Annotated in this window: 12 protein-coding genes; all 12 read left to right on the forward strand. The window is 66.9% G+C overall.

The window, feature by feature from the left end; genetic code table 11:
• Window positions 1–6: 6 nt before the first annotated feature.
• The 12 genes from RYH74_RS23695 to RYH74_RS23750 all read left to right on the forward strand — a co-directional run bounded on the left by RYH74_RS23695 (window position 7) and on the right by RYH74_RS23750 (window position 15,824).
• The gene (locus tag RYH74_RS23695) at window positions 7–1,314 is read left to right on the forward strand and encodes a DotU family type VI secretion system protein (RefSeq protein WP_085619145.1); all 1,308 of its coding nucleotides are present in this window, start codon (window positions 7–9) and stop codon (window positions 1,312–1,314) included.
• A complete protein-coding gene (tssM, locus tag RYH74_RS23700) occupies window positions 1,311–4,820 on the forward strand; it encodes a type VI secretion system membrane subunit TssM (RefSeq protein WP_317410308.1) in 3,510 nt (1,169 codons plus the stop codon). The genes RYH74_RS23695 and tssM overlap by 4 nt, the downstream gene beginning before the upstream one ends.
• Window positions 4,817–5,473, forward strand: a complete 657-nt coding sequence (tagF, locus tag RYH74_RS23705) for a type VI secretion system-associated protein TagF (RefSeq protein WP_075046092.1) — start codon at window positions 4,817–4,819, stop codon at window positions 5,471–5,473. The genes tssM and tagF overlap by 4 nt, the downstream gene beginning before the upstream one ends.
• Complete coding sequence (locus RYH74_RS23710) at window positions 5,470–6,189, forward strand: PP2C family protein-serine/threonine phosphatase (protein WP_317410311.1); 720 nt, start codon at window positions 5,470–5,472, stop codon at window positions 6,187–6,189. Before tagF ends, RYH74_RS23710 begins: the two co-directional genes overlap by 4 nt.
• A 14-nt stretch (window positions 6,190–6,203) precedes the next feature.
• On the forward strand, window positions 6,204–9,203 hold the full coding sequence (locus RYH74_RS23715) for a serine/threonine-protein kinase (protein WP_317410313.1): 3,000 nt from the start codon (window positions 6,204–6,206) through the stop codon (window positions 9,201–9,203).
• Window positions 9,203–9,907: an ATP-binding cassette domain-containing protein gene (locus tag RYH74_RS23720; protein ID WP_075046089.1), complete on the forward strand. Its 705-nt coding sequence runs from the start codon at window positions 9,203–9,205 to the stop codon at window positions 9,905–9,907. The genes RYH74_RS23715 and RYH74_RS23720 overlap by 1 nt, the downstream gene beginning before the upstream one ends.
• Entirely contained in the window at window positions 9,907–11,109 is a 1,203-nt protein-coding gene (locus RYH74_RS23725) for an ABC transporter permease (RefSeq protein ID WP_317410314.1), read from the forward strand. The genes RYH74_RS23720 and RYH74_RS23725 overlap by 1 nt, the downstream gene beginning before the upstream one ends.
• Window positions 11,102–12,898, forward strand: coding sequence for a formylglycine-generating enzyme family protein (locus RYH74_RS23730; RefSeq protein ID WP_075046087.1), 1,797 nt, complete (start codon window positions 11,102–11,104; stop codon window positions 12,896–12,898). Before RYH74_RS23725 ends, RYH74_RS23730 begins: the two co-directional genes overlap by 8 nt.
• A gap of 71 nt (window positions 12,899–12,969) precedes the next feature.
• Complete coding sequence (gene tagQ / locus RYH74_RS23735) at window positions 12,970–13,875, forward strand: type VI secretion system-associated lipoprotein TagQ (RefSeq protein WP_075046086.1); 906 nt, start codon at window positions 12,970–12,972, stop codon at window positions 13,873–13,875.
• Between the two features lie 125 nt (window positions 13,876–14,000).
• Window positions 14,001–14,894 carry a hypothetical protein gene (locus RYH74_RS23740; RefSeq protein ID WP_038408275.1) on the forward strand — a complete coding sequence of 298 codons (894 nt, stop codon included), beginning with the start codon at window positions 14,001–14,003 and terminating at the stop codon, window positions 14,892–14,894.
• Window positions 14,891–15,331 (forward strand): hypothetical protein, encoded by a 441-nt coding sequence (locus tag RYH74_RS23745; RefSeq protein ID WP_317410315.1) that lies wholly within the window; start codon window positions 14,891–14,893, stop codon window positions 15,329–15,331. The genes RYH74_RS23740 and RYH74_RS23745 overlap by 4 nt, the downstream gene beginning before the upstream one ends.
• Window positions 15,332–15,362: 31 nt before the next feature.
• Complete coding sequence (locus tag RYH74_RS23750) at window positions 15,363–15,824, forward strand: hypothetical protein (protein ID WP_317410316.1); 462 nt, start codon at window positions 15,363–15,365, stop codon at window positions 15,822–15,824.
• The last annotated feature ends 306 nt before the right edge of the window (window positions 15,825–16,130 follow it).

The following is a 16,130-nucleotide window of genomic DNA, read 5'->3' on the forward strand; positions in this document are numbered from 1 at the left end:
CCCGCGATGCACCCGGAAGATCCGCAGGCCAACGACCGTACCCAGTTCATGCCGCGCCCCGGTGGCCGTGCTGCCCCGCAACCCGCCGCGCCAGCGCCGCAGCCGCCGCCGTTGCAGGTACCGGCCGAGCCCCTGGCGCCTGGCCAGGGCGTGGGTGTCAACCCGCTCGAGCAGGCGGCCGGGCCGTTGCTGGCCTTGCTTACCCGCCTGCGCAACACCATCGCTCATTCGGCGCCGGCCAGCCTGCGGGCGCAGTTGCTGGCCTATCTGCGCCAGTTCGAGACCCGTGCCGAAGCCGCCGGTGTGGTGCGCAACGAGGTGCTGCTGGCGCGCTATGCGCTGTGCACCGCGCTGGACGAAGCAGTGCTCAGCACGCCGTGGGGCAGTGCCAGCGACTGGAGCCGCCAGAGCTTGCTGATCACGGTGCACAACGAGGCCTGGGGCGGTGAGAAGGTGTTCCAGCTGATGGAGCATTGCCTGCAGAGCCCGCGCGAACGCCTCAACCTGCTGGAGCTGTTGTACCTGTGCACCAGCCTCGGCTTCGAGGGCCGCTACCGGGTCATGAACGATGGCCGCGCCCAGCTCGAAGCGCTGCGCGAGCGTACCGCTGCGGCAATTCGCAGTGCCCGTGGCGAGCGTGAGCGCGAACTCTCGCCACACTGGCGTGGGGTGGCTGTCAGCCGTGACCGCCTGGCCCAGTTCGTGCCGCCATGGGTGGGCCTGGCGGTGGCCGCGGCATTGCTGTTGCTGCTGTTGTTCGGCCTGCGCCTGAAGCTGGCCGCCGATGCCGAGCCGGTGTTCCGGGGTATCCACGCGCTGGGCGAAATCCCGGTGCAAGCCATGGACCGCCCGGTGCTGCAGCCCAAGCCCGTGGAGCGCCCGCGCCTGGCCGGGTTCCTCGCCGATGACATCAAGGCCGGCCGGGTTTCCGTCGAAGACGCGGTCGACCGCTCGGTGGTGACCATTCGCGGTGACGAGCTGTTCGCCAGCGCCAGCGCCAGCATCAAGGGCGATTTCCAGCCGCTGATGCTGCGCATCGCCGAGGCAGTGGCCAAGGTCAAGGGCAATGTCCGGGTCACCGGGCACAGCGACAACCAGCGCATCGCGACGTTGCGCTTCCCGTCCAACTGGGCGTTGTCGCAAGCGCGCGCCGAAGAGGTCAAGGGCATCCTCGCCGCGCGCACCGGGCAACCCGAGCGCTTCAGCGCCCAAGGGCTGAGCGACACCGAACCACTGGCGTCGAACGACACCGCGCAGGGCCGGGCGAAGAATCGCCGGGTTGAAATTACCGTTCTGGCGGAGGGCGTCGAGTGAAGGCGTTTTTCAGTTTTGTCATTCGCTGGGTGATCCCGCTGCTGGGCCTGATCGCCCTGAGCCTGATCATCTGGTTCGTCGGGCCGTTGCTGGAAATGCTGGCGTCGCCCACGCCACGCTGGCTGCTGATCGTCCTGCTGTTCGCCCTGTGGGGCGGCTACCGCGCCTGGCGCATCGTGCAGGCGCGCCGGCAGGCGGCCAAGGTCATGCAGAGCCTGGCCGCAGAAACCGCCCCGGACCCTGCCAGCGTGGCCACCACCGAAGAGCTGGCGGCGCTGCGCCAGCGCATGGACGAGGCCCTGGCCCTGTTGAAGAAGGCCCGCCTGGGCGGTGACGAGCGTCGCAATCTTTACGAGCTGCCGTGGTACGTGATCATCGGCCCGCCCGGCTCTGGCAAGACCACCGCGCTGGTCAACTCCGGCCTGCACTTCCCGCTGGCCGCGCAACTGGGCGAGGGCGCCATCCGCGGTGTGGGCGGCACGCGCAACTGCGACTGGTGGTTCACCGACCAGGCGGTACTGCTCGACACTGCCGGCCGCTACACCACCCAGGACAGCCACGCCCAGGTCGACAAGGCGGCCTGGCTGGGCTTTCTCGACCTGCTCAAAACCCAGCGCTCGCGCCGCCCCATCGACGGTGCATTCATCGCCATCAGCCTGTCCGACCTGCTGCTGGGCAGCGACGCCGAGCGCGCCGCCCACGCCGTGGCGATCCGTGCGCGCATCCAGGAACTGTACAGCCAGCTGGGCGTGCGCTTCCCGGTGTACCTGATGCTGACCAAGCTCGACCTGGTGCCGGGCTTCATGGAGTTCTTCGACAACCTGGGCAAGGACGAACGCGCCCAGGTGTGGGGCATGACCTTCCCGCTGGATACCTTGGAGCAGGGCGCTGACGGCCCGTTGGCGCAGTTCGACAACGAGTTCGCATTGCTCGAACGGCGGCTCGGCGAGCGCCTGGTCGAGCGCCTGCAACAGGAGCGCGACCCGGCCCGGCGCGACCTGATCTACGGCTTCGTGCAACAGTTCGCCGCCCTGCGTGGCAACCTTAAAACCTTCCTCGACGGCATCTTCAAGCCCAATGCCTTCGAGGCACGGGCGTTGCTGCGTGGTGTGTACTTCACCAGCGGCACCCAGGAAGGCAGCCCCATCGACCGGCTGATCGGCAGCATGGCCCAGAGCATGGGCCTGGACCGGGCGCACCTGGCACGCCAGAGCGGTAGCGGGCGCAGCTATTTCATCGAGCGGTTGTTCACTGCCGTGGCCTTCGCCGAGCGCGGCCTGGTTGGCAGCAACCCCAAGGTGGAGCGGCGGCGCCGGTGGATCGCCCGTGGTGCGCTGGCCCTGAGCGTGGCCTTGGTGCTGCTGGTCGGGACCTTGTGGGCCCTCAGTTATCGGGCCAACCAGCAATACATCGCCGAAGTCGACAGCCGCCTTCAGCCACTGGGCAAAAGCGTGCAAGGCCTGAGCCCTGCGCAGCGCAACGTGGTCGACGTGCTGCCGCTGCTGAACGCCGTCCGCCACCTGGCCGACGACCCTCCTAATTGGGCCGAGGGCCTGGGCCTGTACCAGGGCGACATGCTCGAAAGCGAATCGCAGAGCCTGTACCGCAAGCTGCTGATCGCCATTTTCGCCCCGCGCCTGGTCACCCGCATCGAGGAACAGCTGTATGCCGGGGGGCCATCCGATTACCTCTACGAAGGGCTCAAGGCCTACCTGATGCTGGCCGATGCCGAGCACTACGACCCAGACTTCATCAAGGCCTGGATCACCCTCGACTGGGAGCGTCAGTTACCCCGCGACCTTGCGCCCGACCTGCGTCAAGCCCTGGGGCAGCACCTGGCGGCGCTGTTCGAGAAACGTCCGCCGAACGCACGCCTGGACCAGCGCCTGATCGACGACACCCGTCGCCAGCTGCAGCAGTTGCCGGTGGCCCAGCGTGTTTACGACCGGGTCAAGCGCCAGAAGCTGCCACGCGGGGTCGAAGACTTCCGCGTCAGCGACGCTGCCGGGCGTGATGCCGCTCTGGTGTTTCGCTTCAAGAGCGGCAAGCCGCTGAGCGAGCCACTGCCGGGGCTGTTCACCGTGCAGGGCTACCGCCAGGCATTTCTCGCCGCAAGCCTGGCGCAAAGCACCACGCTGGCCGAGGAACGCTGGGTACTGGGCCGCGCGCCGGGCGAAGCGGGCGATGCCAAACGCCTGGCCGACGATGTGCAGCAACTCTACTACCAGGATTACATCCGTCACTGGGATGCCCTGCTCGACGACCTGGACGTCGTGCCTGTCACCAGCGTTGGCCAAGCCGCCGACGTGCTGCGGGTGCTGTCCGGGCCGACCTCGCCGATGAAGCAGCTGCTGCAGGCGGTGGCCCGTGAAACCAACCTGGCGCAGCCGACCACGCTCGACAAGGTCCAGGACAGGGCCGAGCAGGCCGGTGTCGACCAGCTGCGCCAGCGCCTTGGCGGGCTGCTCGGCGACGCGCCGCTGCCCGTCGACAGCCCCGCAGCCCGCACGCAGGACCCGGTAACCGCGCACTTCGCCGAGCTGGCCACGCTGGTCGGCAGCGGTGAAGGCCAGCCCGCCGCCATCGACGGCTTGCTCACCGACCTCAATGCGCTCTACGTGCAGGTCAGCGCCATGGTCGGTGCAAGCGGCGACGCCTTGCTCGGCGAGGCCAAGAACCAGGCCCAGGCTGCGGCGCAACGGGTAGCCCTGGGCGCGGCGCGCCAGCCCAGGGTGGTGCAGAACCTGGTCAGTTCGGTACTCGGCTCGACCCATGGCATCGTCATGGGCGGGGTGCGCAACCAGCTCAATGCCGCCTGGGCCAGCGAAGTGCTGAATGTCTACCGCCAGTCGCTCAGCGGCCGCTACCCGCTGGTGGCCGGCAGTTCGCGCGACGCCACCCTGGAAGACTTCGGCCAGTTCTTCGGGGTCGGTGGGGTGATGGACAACTACTTCCGCAAGTACCTGCAGCCCTACGTCAATACTTCCAGCACGCCCTGGAGCTGGCAGCCGGGCGCTGCGCAAAAGCTCGGGATCAGCGGCAATGTGCTGTACACCTTCCAGCGCGCGGCGACCATCCGCGATGCGTTCTTCCGCAGCGGTAACGGCCTGCAGCCAAGCGTGCGTTTCGAGCTCAAGCCGGTGGCGATGGACGCGAGCATCACCCAGTTCCTGCTCGATCTCGACGGCCAGCAAGTCAGCTACGACCACGGCCCGAGCCGCCCGGTGGCGTTGCAGTGGCCCAACCCGAACAGCATCGGCGTGGTTCGCCTGTCGATCGCGCCGCCATCGGCCAGCGGCCGTTCAGGGCTGACCGTGGAGGGCCCATGGGCGTGGTTCCGCCTGCTCGACCAGGGCGACCTGGTGGCTGGCAGCTCGCCGGAGCGTTTCAACCTGCGTTTGCGCGTGGATGGCGCCAGCGTGTCGTACGAGCTGCGTGCCAGCAGCGCCTTCAACCCGTTCCGCAGCCGAGTGGTCAGCGGTTTCAGCCTGCCGGAGCATCTGTGAACGACGTGGGTTTCTACGGAAAACTGGCCTGCCGCGGCGACTTCGTCAGCCGTGGCTTGCCACAGACCTTCATCCAGCCCTGGGACCAGTGGCTGGCCGCCGGTATCCAGGCCAGCCAGCAGGCGCTTGGCGAGGCCTGGCTGCAGGCCTACCTGGTCAGCCCGTTGTGGCGCTTTGCCCTGGCGCCTGGGGTGTGTGGCCCGGACGCGGTGGTCGGCGTGCTGATGCCGAGCATCGACCGGGTGGGGCGGTATTTTCCGCTGAGCGTGGCGCAGGTGCTGGAGCCCGGGGTGGCGATCGCAGGCATCGTTGGTGGGGCCGATGAGTGGTTCGAAGGTGTCGAGGCGGCGTTGCTGGGCACGCTTGAAGCGGATGCGGCTTTCGAGCATTTCGAGGCAGCCTTGCAGCCTTTCGACCAACCCCGGCCGCTGCTGCAGGGGCCACGTGTAGCCGTGGGCGGGTTGCAGCGGCTGGACGGCAGCACGCCGCAGGGCAGGGCGCTGGCCCTGGCCGAATGTGCCTGCGAAGGCATGAGCCTGTGGTGGGGCCTGGGCAGCGAGCGGATCGCACCTGGCCTGCTGCGTAGCCAGGGCCTGCCGCGCAGCGAGCAGTTCGCCGCGTTCCTGCTGGGCAGCGAGGCGAGACCAGCATGAGCTGCGTGCACTACAGCGCGGCCAGCTACAGCCATGTAGGCATGGTCCGCAAGATCAACGAAGACGCCTGCCTGGAGCTGACCTGGGACGGCCTGTGGGCCGTTGCCGACGGCATGGGTGGGCATGCCGCCGGCGACTATGTGAGCAGCCTGGCCGTGGACAGCCTGCGCCAGTTGCCGCTCATCGATGGGTTGGAGGATTTCACCCAGGCCTTGCGCCACACCTTGGCCCAGGTCAACAGCGCCGTACGCGAGGAGACCTTGCGTCGGGGCGTGGCGATGATGGGCAGCACGGTGGTGATCCTGGCCGCCCGCGGCGACCGGGCGGTAGGCCTGTGGGCCGGTGACAGCCGCCTGTATCGGCTGCGCGATGGCCGCATCGAGCGCCTGTCGCATGACCACAGCTATGTCCAGGAACTGCAGGACAGCGGCCTGCTCAACGAGGCCGAAGCCCGCGTGCACCCGCGCGGCAACATCGTCACCCGCGCCATCGGCGTCGAGGACCAGCTCGAACTCCAGGCGGTGGATGTGCAGGTACAGCCGGGCGATACCTACCTGTTGTGCAGCGACGGCTTGAACAAGACCGCCGAAGACCACGAGATCGCCGACGTGCTCGGCCACGCCGACCCCTATCAGGTGGTCCGCAGCCTGGTACACCTGGGGCTGACCCGTGGCGCCCCTGACAACATCACCGCCGTGGTGGTGAAGGCGAAATGAAGAGCACCCCGAACATGCAGATTCCCGGATTCGACATCGACAGCGAGATTGGTCAGGGCGCCATGGCCAGCGTCTACCTGGCCACCCAGCGCTCGCTGCAGCGCAAGGTGGCGCTGAAGGTGATGGCCGCGAGCCTTGCCGCCGACCCTACCTTCTGCGAGCGCTTCCTGCGCGAAGGGCGCACCCTGGCGCGGCTGGCGCACCCGCACATCGCCACCATCCATGACATCGGCAACGTCGGCGAGCTGTACTACATGGCCATGGAGTACCTGCCCAGCGGCACCCTCAAGGAGCGCATCGCCGCCGGGCTTGCACCCGAGCAGGGCTTGCTGTACGTGCGGCAGATCGCCCAAGCGCTGGGTTATGCCCACGGCCAGGGGTTGGTGCACCGCGACGTGAAACCGGCCAACATCCTGTTCCGCGCCGACGGCACGGCGGTGCTCTCGGACTTTGGCATCGCCAAGTCGCTGGATGACCGCACCCAGTTCACCCAGGCTGGCTTCGCCGTCGGCACCCCGAGCTACATGAGCCCGGAGCAGGCGCGGGGCATGGACATCGACGGCCGCGCCGACCTGTATGCGCTTGGGGTGGTGCTGTACGAGATCCTTGTCGGCGAGCTGCCCTACCGTGGCACCGATGCGTTGTCGACCGCACTGGCCCACCTGACCGAGCCACTACCGGAGCTGCCCATCGAGCACGGGCGCTACCAGGACATCCTGCGCGGGCTGCTGGCCAAGGACCCCGATCAACGCTTCGCCGATGCCGACGCGTTGCTGGCCGCACTCGACCGCTTGCCTGCCGATGACCAGGACAGCACAGTGATCCGGCCGTTGCCGGTCGCGATGCCGGGCAAGGCAGACCTTGGCGGCCTGACGCCGGTGTCCATCGATATTCCGCAGGCCACGGCCGAGCCGGTCGCCTCACCCACGCCTGCAAAGGAGCCGTCCCGGCCCAGGCCCGCTGCGCCGCCGAAACCAGCCTCGGCCATGCCGGCCAAGGCCATGCTGGCCGTGGCCATAGCCGCGGCACTGGGCCTGGGCGCGACCTTGTTCTGGTTGCGCAGTGGCAGCGACCAACCGGATGTGCAGCCACCCGTGGCGCAAACCGCGAGCGAACCGCTGACGCCAACCGCTCCACCGCCAGCGGCCAGCGAAGACGGCCGGCCTTTGTTGATGCCGGGCAAGAAAACCCTGTTCCAACGCGTGCTGAGCAAGCCCGAAGCGCAACTGCGCGCACGGCCCGGTGACAGCGCGGGTGAACCGCTGCCGGCGTTCTCGGTGCTGTACGTGTACCAGCGCAAGGACATCGACGGCCAGCCCTGGCTGGAAGTTGGCGCCTCCAGCAGCGGCCAGCGCGACGGCTGGTTGCCTGCGGCACAAACCAGCGACTGGAAGCAAAGCCTGGTGCTGAAGTTTACCGAGCGTTCCGGCCGTTCACCGGTGATGTTCATGCGCCAGGCCGATGACCTGCAGCAGCTGCTCGACGACACCGGCAAGGCCCGCGCCGACCTGCTCAAGGCGCAGAACGAGCCCGACCAGGTGCCCCAGGTGCTGGCCCTGGAGCCCGCCGCCAGCGCGGTGCCGCAGAACCAGTTCTACCTGATGCCGATCTTCGACTACCGCGAAAGCTTCGGCGCCGACGGCCAGCCGGTGCAGTTGCTCAACGTCGCCTCCATCGACCCCGGCAGCAGCGTTCGCAGCCAGGCGGCCACGGCTGCCGGTGCGGCCGTGGCAACGGACAACCGCTTCCGTACCGGCATCGTCCTGGTGGTCGACACGTCGGTGTCGATGCAACCCTACATCGACCGCGTGCGCCAGGTGGTCAGCGAACTGCAGGCGCAACTGGCTGCACGGGGCGAGCTGGGCAATGTCAGCTTCGGCCTGGTGGGCTTTCGCAACAGCGTCAAGCGCACCCCGGGCCTGGACTACCTGAGCAAGACCCTGGTCAGCCTGGAGGAGGGCCGCGACCCGGCGCGCTTCCTCAAGGCTGCCGCGCAGGTCAAGGCCACCAGCGTCTCCAGCCATTCGTTCAACGAAGATGCCTTTGCCGGCGTGATGCAGGCCGTGGAGGGCATGGACTGGTCGGGCTATGGCGGGCGCATCGTCCTGCTGGTCAGCGATGCCGGTGCCCTGCGCAAGAACGACCGCTACAGCAGCACACAGATGAACGAGGCCGAGGTTCGCCAGGCTGCGTTGAGCAAGCAGATCAGGATCTACGCCCTGCACCTGCGCACCCCGGCCGGTGCGAAAAACCATGGCGCTGCCGAAAGCCAGTACCGCGTGCTTACCGCCGACAGCAACCCGCAGATCGGTGACCTTTACGTGGCTGTGCCGGGCGGTGATGTGGGCGCCTTTGGCGAGCGCGTACGCGAGATCGGCTCGACGTTCGCCGAACTGGTGCACCAGGTGCGTGAACAGCAGCCACAGCCGTTGCCCCAGTTGGGCTCGGGCGCGAGCCTGGCGGCGAAGTCCCAGGCGATCGGTTATGCCATGCACATGGACTTCCTCGGCCGTAACGGCGCCAGCCAGGCGCCGCAACTGGTCAGCGCCTGGGCCGCCGACCATGACCTGGCCAACCCGGCGTTGCCGAGCCTGCAGGTGTGCGTGATGCTGACCAAGCTGCAGCTCAATGACCTGCAGCAGTCGCTGAAGCTGATCGTCGATGCCGCGCGCAAGACCCGCAGTTCACCGGGTGATTTCTTCAACGAGATCGCCAGCGCGAGTGCCTACATGAGCCGCGATCCGGGTGCCCTGCGCAAGGGCGCAAACCTGGCCCAGGGCGGGGTACTGGGCGAATACCTCGAAGGCCTGCCGTACCGCAGCAAGTCCCTGAGCATGACCGAGGACCTGTGGCTGTCGCTGTCGGTGGCCGAACAGGAGGATTTCATCGACGAGCTGGACTCGAAGATCCGCCTGTACGAAACCTTCCACAACGACATGGCCAACTGGGTGCGCTTCGGCAAGGCCGAGCCGGGCGATGCCCTGTACCGTGTACCGCTGTCGACGCTGCCGTGATGATCAGCCTGCACGCGGTGCACAAGACGCGCGGCCAGGGGGCCCAGCGCTACAGCCTGCAGATCGACCGGCTGCAGCTGGCGGCAGGGGCACGGGTGGCCCTGGTCGGCCCCAGCGGCTGCGGCAAGAGTACCTTGCTCGACCTGCTGGCGCTGGTGCTGGCGCCGGATGCCGCCGAGGGCTTCGTCTTCGCCGGCACCGATGTGGCTGGCCTGTGGCGCCAGCGCCGCCTCGACCAGTTGGCGGCGCTGCGCAGTCGCCAGCTGGGCTATGTGCTGCAGGCCGGCGGATTGCTCGGTTTCCTCGATGTGCGCGGCAATATCAGCCTGCCACGGCAGCTGTTGGGGCTGGGCGAGGACGGCAGCGTCGAACGCCTGGCCGAGGCGCTGGATGTGCATGACCAGCTGGCCAAAAAACCTGCCGCGTTGTCGCTGGGGCAACGTCAGCGGGTCAGCTGCGCCCGGGCCCTGGCGCATGCGCCGGCATTGTTGCTGGCCGACGAGCCTACCGCAGCGCTGGACCCGGTGAACGCCGAGCGGGTCATGCAGTTGCTGCTGCGCGAGGCACAGGCGCGCCAGGTGACCTGCGTGCTCGCCACCCATGATGAAGCGCTGGCGCGCCGGGCCGGGTTGAGCGTGCTGCGCATGGCCTGCCGGCGCGATGCCGACGGCGGCGTCACCGCCACCTTGGCGCAGGCCGTCTGATGCGCCCGTGGCTGATCGCCGGCCTGGCCTGGCAGGACTACCGCAACGATGCGCGGCTGTCGGCGTGCAGCGTGTTGGCGCTGGTCGCGGTGATCGCGCCCTTGCTGGTGCTGTTCGGGCTCAAGTTCGGCCTGGTCGGCAGCCTGACCGAGCGGCTGCAACGCGACCCGAGCGTACGCGAGATCATTCCCTTGGGCGGTGGCCGTTTCCGCGCCGATTTCATCGATGCCCTGGGGCAGCGACCAGACGTCGCCTTCGCCATCGCGCGGACCCGGCAGATCGCCGCCACTGCAGAGCTGCTGCTGCCTGCCAAGGGGCGTGCGGTAACCGTCGAGATGCTGCCGACCGCTGCCGGTGACCCCTTGTTGCAACAGGTGCCGCCGCCGCAGGGCCTGCAGCAGGTGGTACTGAGCTTTACCGCTGCCGAGAAGCTCGGTGCCGCTGCCGGTGATGAGCTGCAGGCCAGCTTCAGCCGGCAGCAGGCCGGCCAGGTGCAGTGGCGCCAGACGCGCCTGCAGGTAGCTGCCGTGCTGCCGTTGGCGGCATTCGAGCGCGATGGCCTGTTTGCTTCCCTGGCCCTGCTCGAAGCGGTCGAGGACTACCGCGACGGGCGCGGCGTGCCGGCGCTGGGCTGGCCGGGGGAGGCCGCAGGCAATGATGCGCAGCGGATATACCCGGCGTTTCGCCTGTATGCCCGTGGGCTGGCTGATGTCGAGAAGCTGCGCGCCTACTTTGCCGAACGCAAGTGGCTGGTATCGACCCAGGCAGCGCAGATCGCCCAGGTGCAGGCCCTGAGCCGCAACCTTGACCTGGTGTTCTGGATCATCACCAGCCTGGCCGTGGCCGGTGCCGCGGCAGCCATCGCCGCTGGCGCGGTGGCGGCGGTACAGCGCAAGCAGCGTGAGCTGGCGGTGCTGCGCCTGCTGGGGTTCGGCACGGCCGCACTGCTGCTGTTCGTGGTGCTGCAGGCGCTGTACAGCGGCGTGCTGGCGGCCGCAGTTGCCGGCGGCCTGTATTTGCTGGCCGAGCAGGGCCTCAACCGGATCTTCACGCAGGTGCCAGGCGAATACGCCAGCCATCTGTTGCCCATGCATTACTTCGTTGCGTTGTCTGCGGTGCTGCTGGCCAGCACAGCCGCTGCTGCCCTGGGTGGCTGGCGGGTGGCGCGCATCGATGCCAGCCAAGGAATTCGTGATGTCTGAACTTCGCCTCGGGGCTACGGCCCTGCTTCTGACCACGCTGGGCCTGGCGGCCTGTTCGCCGGGTACCGACGAGCCGCCTGCCAAGTCGGCCAAGCCGGCCAACGCCGCTGCCGCCAGCGCCCCGGCACAGCCGGTCGACACCAGCAAGCTGGACAACCCCAAGCCCTTGCCGGGCGACGTCAGCCTGCCGCTGCCATGCGGCGGCGAACTGGTACTGCGCAGCGTCTACGTGCTGGCCCAGGGCAGCCTGGACGACCGCGAGGTCAACCTCGGCTACCCGTTCAGCGAGGGCGAGGCCGGCTACCAGCAGTCGTTCATTTCCGGTTATCGGCGTGACTTCATCAATGGCCAGTTCAGCCTCCAGGACCTTTCGCCCGCATGGCAGAAGGCTGTCGCCCCCAACCTGCCCGAACTCGACCAGGCTGGCCCGCTCAAGCCGATGATGTATTTCATCGGCAAGTACGAGGTCAGCGCCCGGCAGTATGCCCAGGTGATGGCTCAGGCCCAGTCGCTGGCCAGCGGCGAGGCGGCGCCGGCCTGCCAGCCCGATACCACGGCGGCCGGGCGCCTGCCCAAGGTCAAGCTGTCGCGCTTCGAGGCCGAGCGCTTTGCCGCGGTCTACAGTGCCTGGCTGCTCAAGCATCACCGTGACCTGCTGCCGGTCAGTGGCCGGGGCAGCAAGGCCGAGGACGGCGGGGTCGGTTTTGTGCGCCTGCCCACCGAAGTGGAGTGGGAGTTCGCTGCCCGTGGCGGCTCTGCAGTAAGCCGCCAGGAACTGGAAGGGCGGCTGTTCCCGCGTAAGGTCCAGGGCAGTGACAGCGACGGGCCGCTTGGCGACTGGGCGGTGTTCAACCAGGTGGCTGGCGGCACCGGGCAGGCCGCACGCCTGATGCCGATCGGTACCCGGCTGCCGAACCCGCTGGGGCTGTTCGATGTGATCGGCAATGCCGCCGAAATGGTTCAGGAGTCGTTCCAGCTGGTGCATGCCGGCCGCTTGCAAGGCGCCTATGGCGGCTTCGTGGTCAAGGGCGGCAACTACCTGGAAGGCGAGGGCACGCTGTTTACCGGCATGCGCCGCGAGTACCCGCTGTTCGGCGCTGACGGTACCGAGCAGCGCAACGAGACCACGGGCTTCCGGGTGGCCATCGGCGCCCTGTCGGCGCCCCGTTCGCGTTACCAGGAACTGTTCGAGCAGTGGCAAAAGGAAGGGCGCCTGGCCAGCCTGACCGACGATATTGATGCCGTGCAGGACCCGACCAAGCGCCTGGACAGCATCATCGCCGCCACCGCCGACCCGCGCCAGCAGGCCGAGCTGGGGCTGGTCAACGAAGAACTCAAGCGCAGCGTTTCGCTGATCGGTCGCCAGCGCGAAGAGGCTGCCGGCAACCTGATCCAGTCTGCCGCGCTGGTGGCCGAGACCATCAACAACTACAACATTCGCCTGACCAACCTGCGCAACACCCAGGCCGAGGCCAAGGCGCGTGGCGACCAGACCACCGTGAGCATGTACGCCGCAGCCATCGCCAACGGCCGCGCCGCCCTCGATGGCGCCGTGGCGATCTACATCGACAACCTGGCCAGTGGTACGCGCTACACCGATGCGGTGATCCAGGCGCAGTTCCAGCGGGTCAAGGAAGAACTCAACCGCAAACCGGTCCTGGGCAAGAGCCTGGTGAGCCGCGCGACCCTGTTCGTTCGCCATGTTGGGGAGTACCGCCAGAACCGGCGGGCCGACCCGGCAACGATCCTCAAGGAGCTCCTGGCATCGGCCGCCGCGCGGCCTTCGTAGTGGCTTCTGCCTGACGCAACCGCGGGGTGGCATGAAGCCCCCCGTTTTAACCACCCACGTGAGAAAGTGACATGTTCAAGACCATCTTCACGGCTACTCATGCCCGTTCCGCCCTGCTGCTCGCCGCCGGTTTCAGCACTGTCCTGCTGGCGGGCTGCTCCAGCTCTCCGGTGTCCAAGGTTGGTGCCACGACCAAGGTCGAGTACTACCCGAGCTGCTACGAGCCCGTGCAGCACCTGCGCTCCACCGACGGTGACATGACCCGCTCGGTTGCCACAGGCGCCGTCATTGGGGCCCTCGGCGGTGCCTTGACCGGCGCCCTGGTCGACGGTGACAACCGCGGCCGTAACGCTGCCATCGGTGCGGCGGGTGGTGCCCTGGTGGGCGGTGCGGCCGGTTACTACACCGAGCGCCAGAAGCAGATCAGTGACGACAAGCAGCGCATTGCCTCGTACGCCACCGATATCGACAAGAGCGCTGCCGACCTGGACCGCACCACGGCCTATGCCAAGGCTTCGCAGAGCTGCTACCAGCGTGAGTTCACCAGCCTGATCGACGGCCGCAAGGCCAACCGCATCAACGACACCGAAGGGCGCAAACGCCTGGCCGAGATCGTCTCGGGCCTGCAGGAGTCGAACAAGCTGCTGGCCACCGTCAATGGCCGTGTTGCGGAAAACCTCGACAACTACACCCAGGCCTACGAGCAGGACCTCAAGCAGGTTGGCGTGGCCCGTACCGATGTGGCAACCGTGGCTGAGCCGCCAAAGACCACCACTGGCAAGAAGAAAACGCAGGCCGTCAAGGTGAACAAGAACGTGCCGCAAGAGGCGGTCGCCACCGAGAAGACCCTGCAGAAGGCCACTACCAAGAAAGCCGAAGCCCAGCAGGTGGCCAATGCTGGCGTCGACCAGGTCAACAAGATGTGCCGCAGCCCCGACATGGGTGACTGGGCGCCGGTGCCTTGCCCGAACGTGTAACCCACGCTCCGTTGCGCTCGCGCTGGTGCACGTGCAGCCCCTGGCAGGTCGCCTGACCTGCACGGGGCGTGCGTGGGCCGGCGCAGCGGCTTTTCGAATCAAGGAGAGTTGTCGTGACTGATCTGATGTCCGGCGCCCTGGGCGGCTACCGGCAGCAAATGGCGCGTCAGCGGCTGCTGCTGACCGTCGACCAGCAGAAGCTGTTCAGGGCCATCGATGCCGACCCGGGTATCGTGGGTGCTGGTGTTGTCTATATCGATGCCGAGTACAACGTGATCGTCCTGCGCGAATTCAAGCCTATCTGCAGCATTGCGCCCAAGCGTGTGATTCTGCAGGAGGCAGCACCTTACAAGTCACCTGAACAGTTCATGACCCAGCTGCAAACCGGCGCGCGTGAGCGCAAGGTGATGGCAGAGGCCGTGAACGCCAGTTTGGGTTGCCTCTCGGCCTATCTTGGTTGGGTCGTCATGTTCAGTGGCACCATTGCCGTACCGTTCACTGGCGGCGCCAGCATGGTGTTGACGGCGGTCGGTTATGCCGCCGCGGCTGCGGGTACCGGGCAGTGCATGATGGGCGGGTACCGAGTGTTCAACGAAGTGTTCGACCCAGGGCAGAACGACTGGCTCGACAGTAACGACACGGTCCAGACCGTGATGAGCATACTGGACGGCGTCGCGCTGGCAGGTGTGGGCGCATCGAGCCTGAACACCGTGCGGTTCCTGCAGGCTCGCAAAGCGGCTACCGGCAAGGGCTGGAGGGAGCTGTTCCATAGCCTGTCGCGGCAGCAACGCAAGGCGCTGGCCGAGGAGCTTCTGCTCATCAAGCATCCGTCGCTCACTGCCAAGCAGCTCAAGCTGAAGCAAGCGGCGGGTACTGCGATCAAACGTTTTACCCCTACCGAAATTCAGCATGCCACGCGTACCTTGATCAAAGACTCGATAGGCGGCTTGTCGGGCTTTGGCAGCAGTAGCTTCGTGCAATCGGTTGCCGTTGGGCTTTACGAGGAGATTACCGAGTGACCCGTGACCAGGAGCTGCAAGCGTTTCTTTCCCGTTATTTCGGCGTGTTCATTGCCGAGTTTTTCTTTTCCTGCATGGCGCTGGGCGGCACCGTCTCGCTGGTGTTCTCCACCTATATGCGCAGCTCAGACCCTGAACTCTCGGTGATGGTGCTGGCGGCAGCCGGTGTAGTGAGCGCCGCCTCGCATATCGCCATGGTGCGTGGCTTTGCCTGGGGCGTGCGCGGTGTGATCGGCATCCTCGTGGTTGCCTTGCTCGCCGCATTGCCCAGCTACGGTTATCGCCCGCACATGGGGGCGTACATTTCCGTCCTGGTGTTCGGTTTGCTGGCTCTGCTGATCATCAACAGCCAGCGTTACCGCGAGATGCGCGTGCGCCTGGTGGAGTATCGGGAGATCCGTAAATTCAACCGTCGCGCGGCTAAAACCTCTAAATGACACCTTTCTCTGATGTAACGAGGGGATCGGGATGAATCTGCGCCGAAAGCGTACCTGGCTCGGTGGTTTGCTATTGCCCTTGCTCGTTGCTTGCAATGGCCATAAGGTCGAGCGTGTCGTGGTCTATGAGAATAACGTCCATCACTGGCGCATCGAGCACGTGGTGGAGCAGAACTGGCCGGTGGGGCCTCGCCAGTATTATCAGGTGTTTCTCAAGGACCGCCTGCTGATCCTGCCTGCCAATGTGTTCAACGACGAGCGCGACATTAGTGAGTTCGTTGCTGCGGGCGGTTTCGACATCAGCAACTGGCGCAACGACACGATCATCGTGGCGTTCGAGAACGTGCAAAAGCGCGAAGGTGGCAACGAGCATTTTGTCCGCTCGCTGATGATCACCCCGGAGTACAAGGAAGGGGAGGTGATACTGAGCGACATGGCGAGCCATATGCAGATCGTGGTGCAGCGAGTGGAGCCGGGTGGGGAGGGGAAGTAGCAGGGCAGTGGTGTTGTAGGCAAGCAAATGAACTAGCTGTGGATGTCACCGGCATTTGTGGGAGCGGGCAAGCCCGCGAAGCGCGCCTTGGTGGATGGCACCGGCTGCGCCGGTGTTCGCGGCTAAAGCCGCTCCCACAGGTACAGCGTTAACCTGAAGCCAGCGCAGTACCTGTGGGAGCGGGTTCACCCGCGAAGCAGGCGACGCGGTGCATGGCACCGGCTGCGCCGGTGTTCGCGGCCACGGCCGCTCCCACAGGTTCACCATGAACTTGAAGCCAGCGCAGTACCTGTGGGAGCGGGCAAG

It is taken from the genome of Pseudomonas sp. LSJ-87 (genome assembly GCF_032971465.1).
GTDB lineage: Bacteria > Pseudomonadota > Gammaproteobacteria > Pseudomonadales > Pseudomonadaceae > Aquipseudomonas > Aquipseudomonas putida_Z.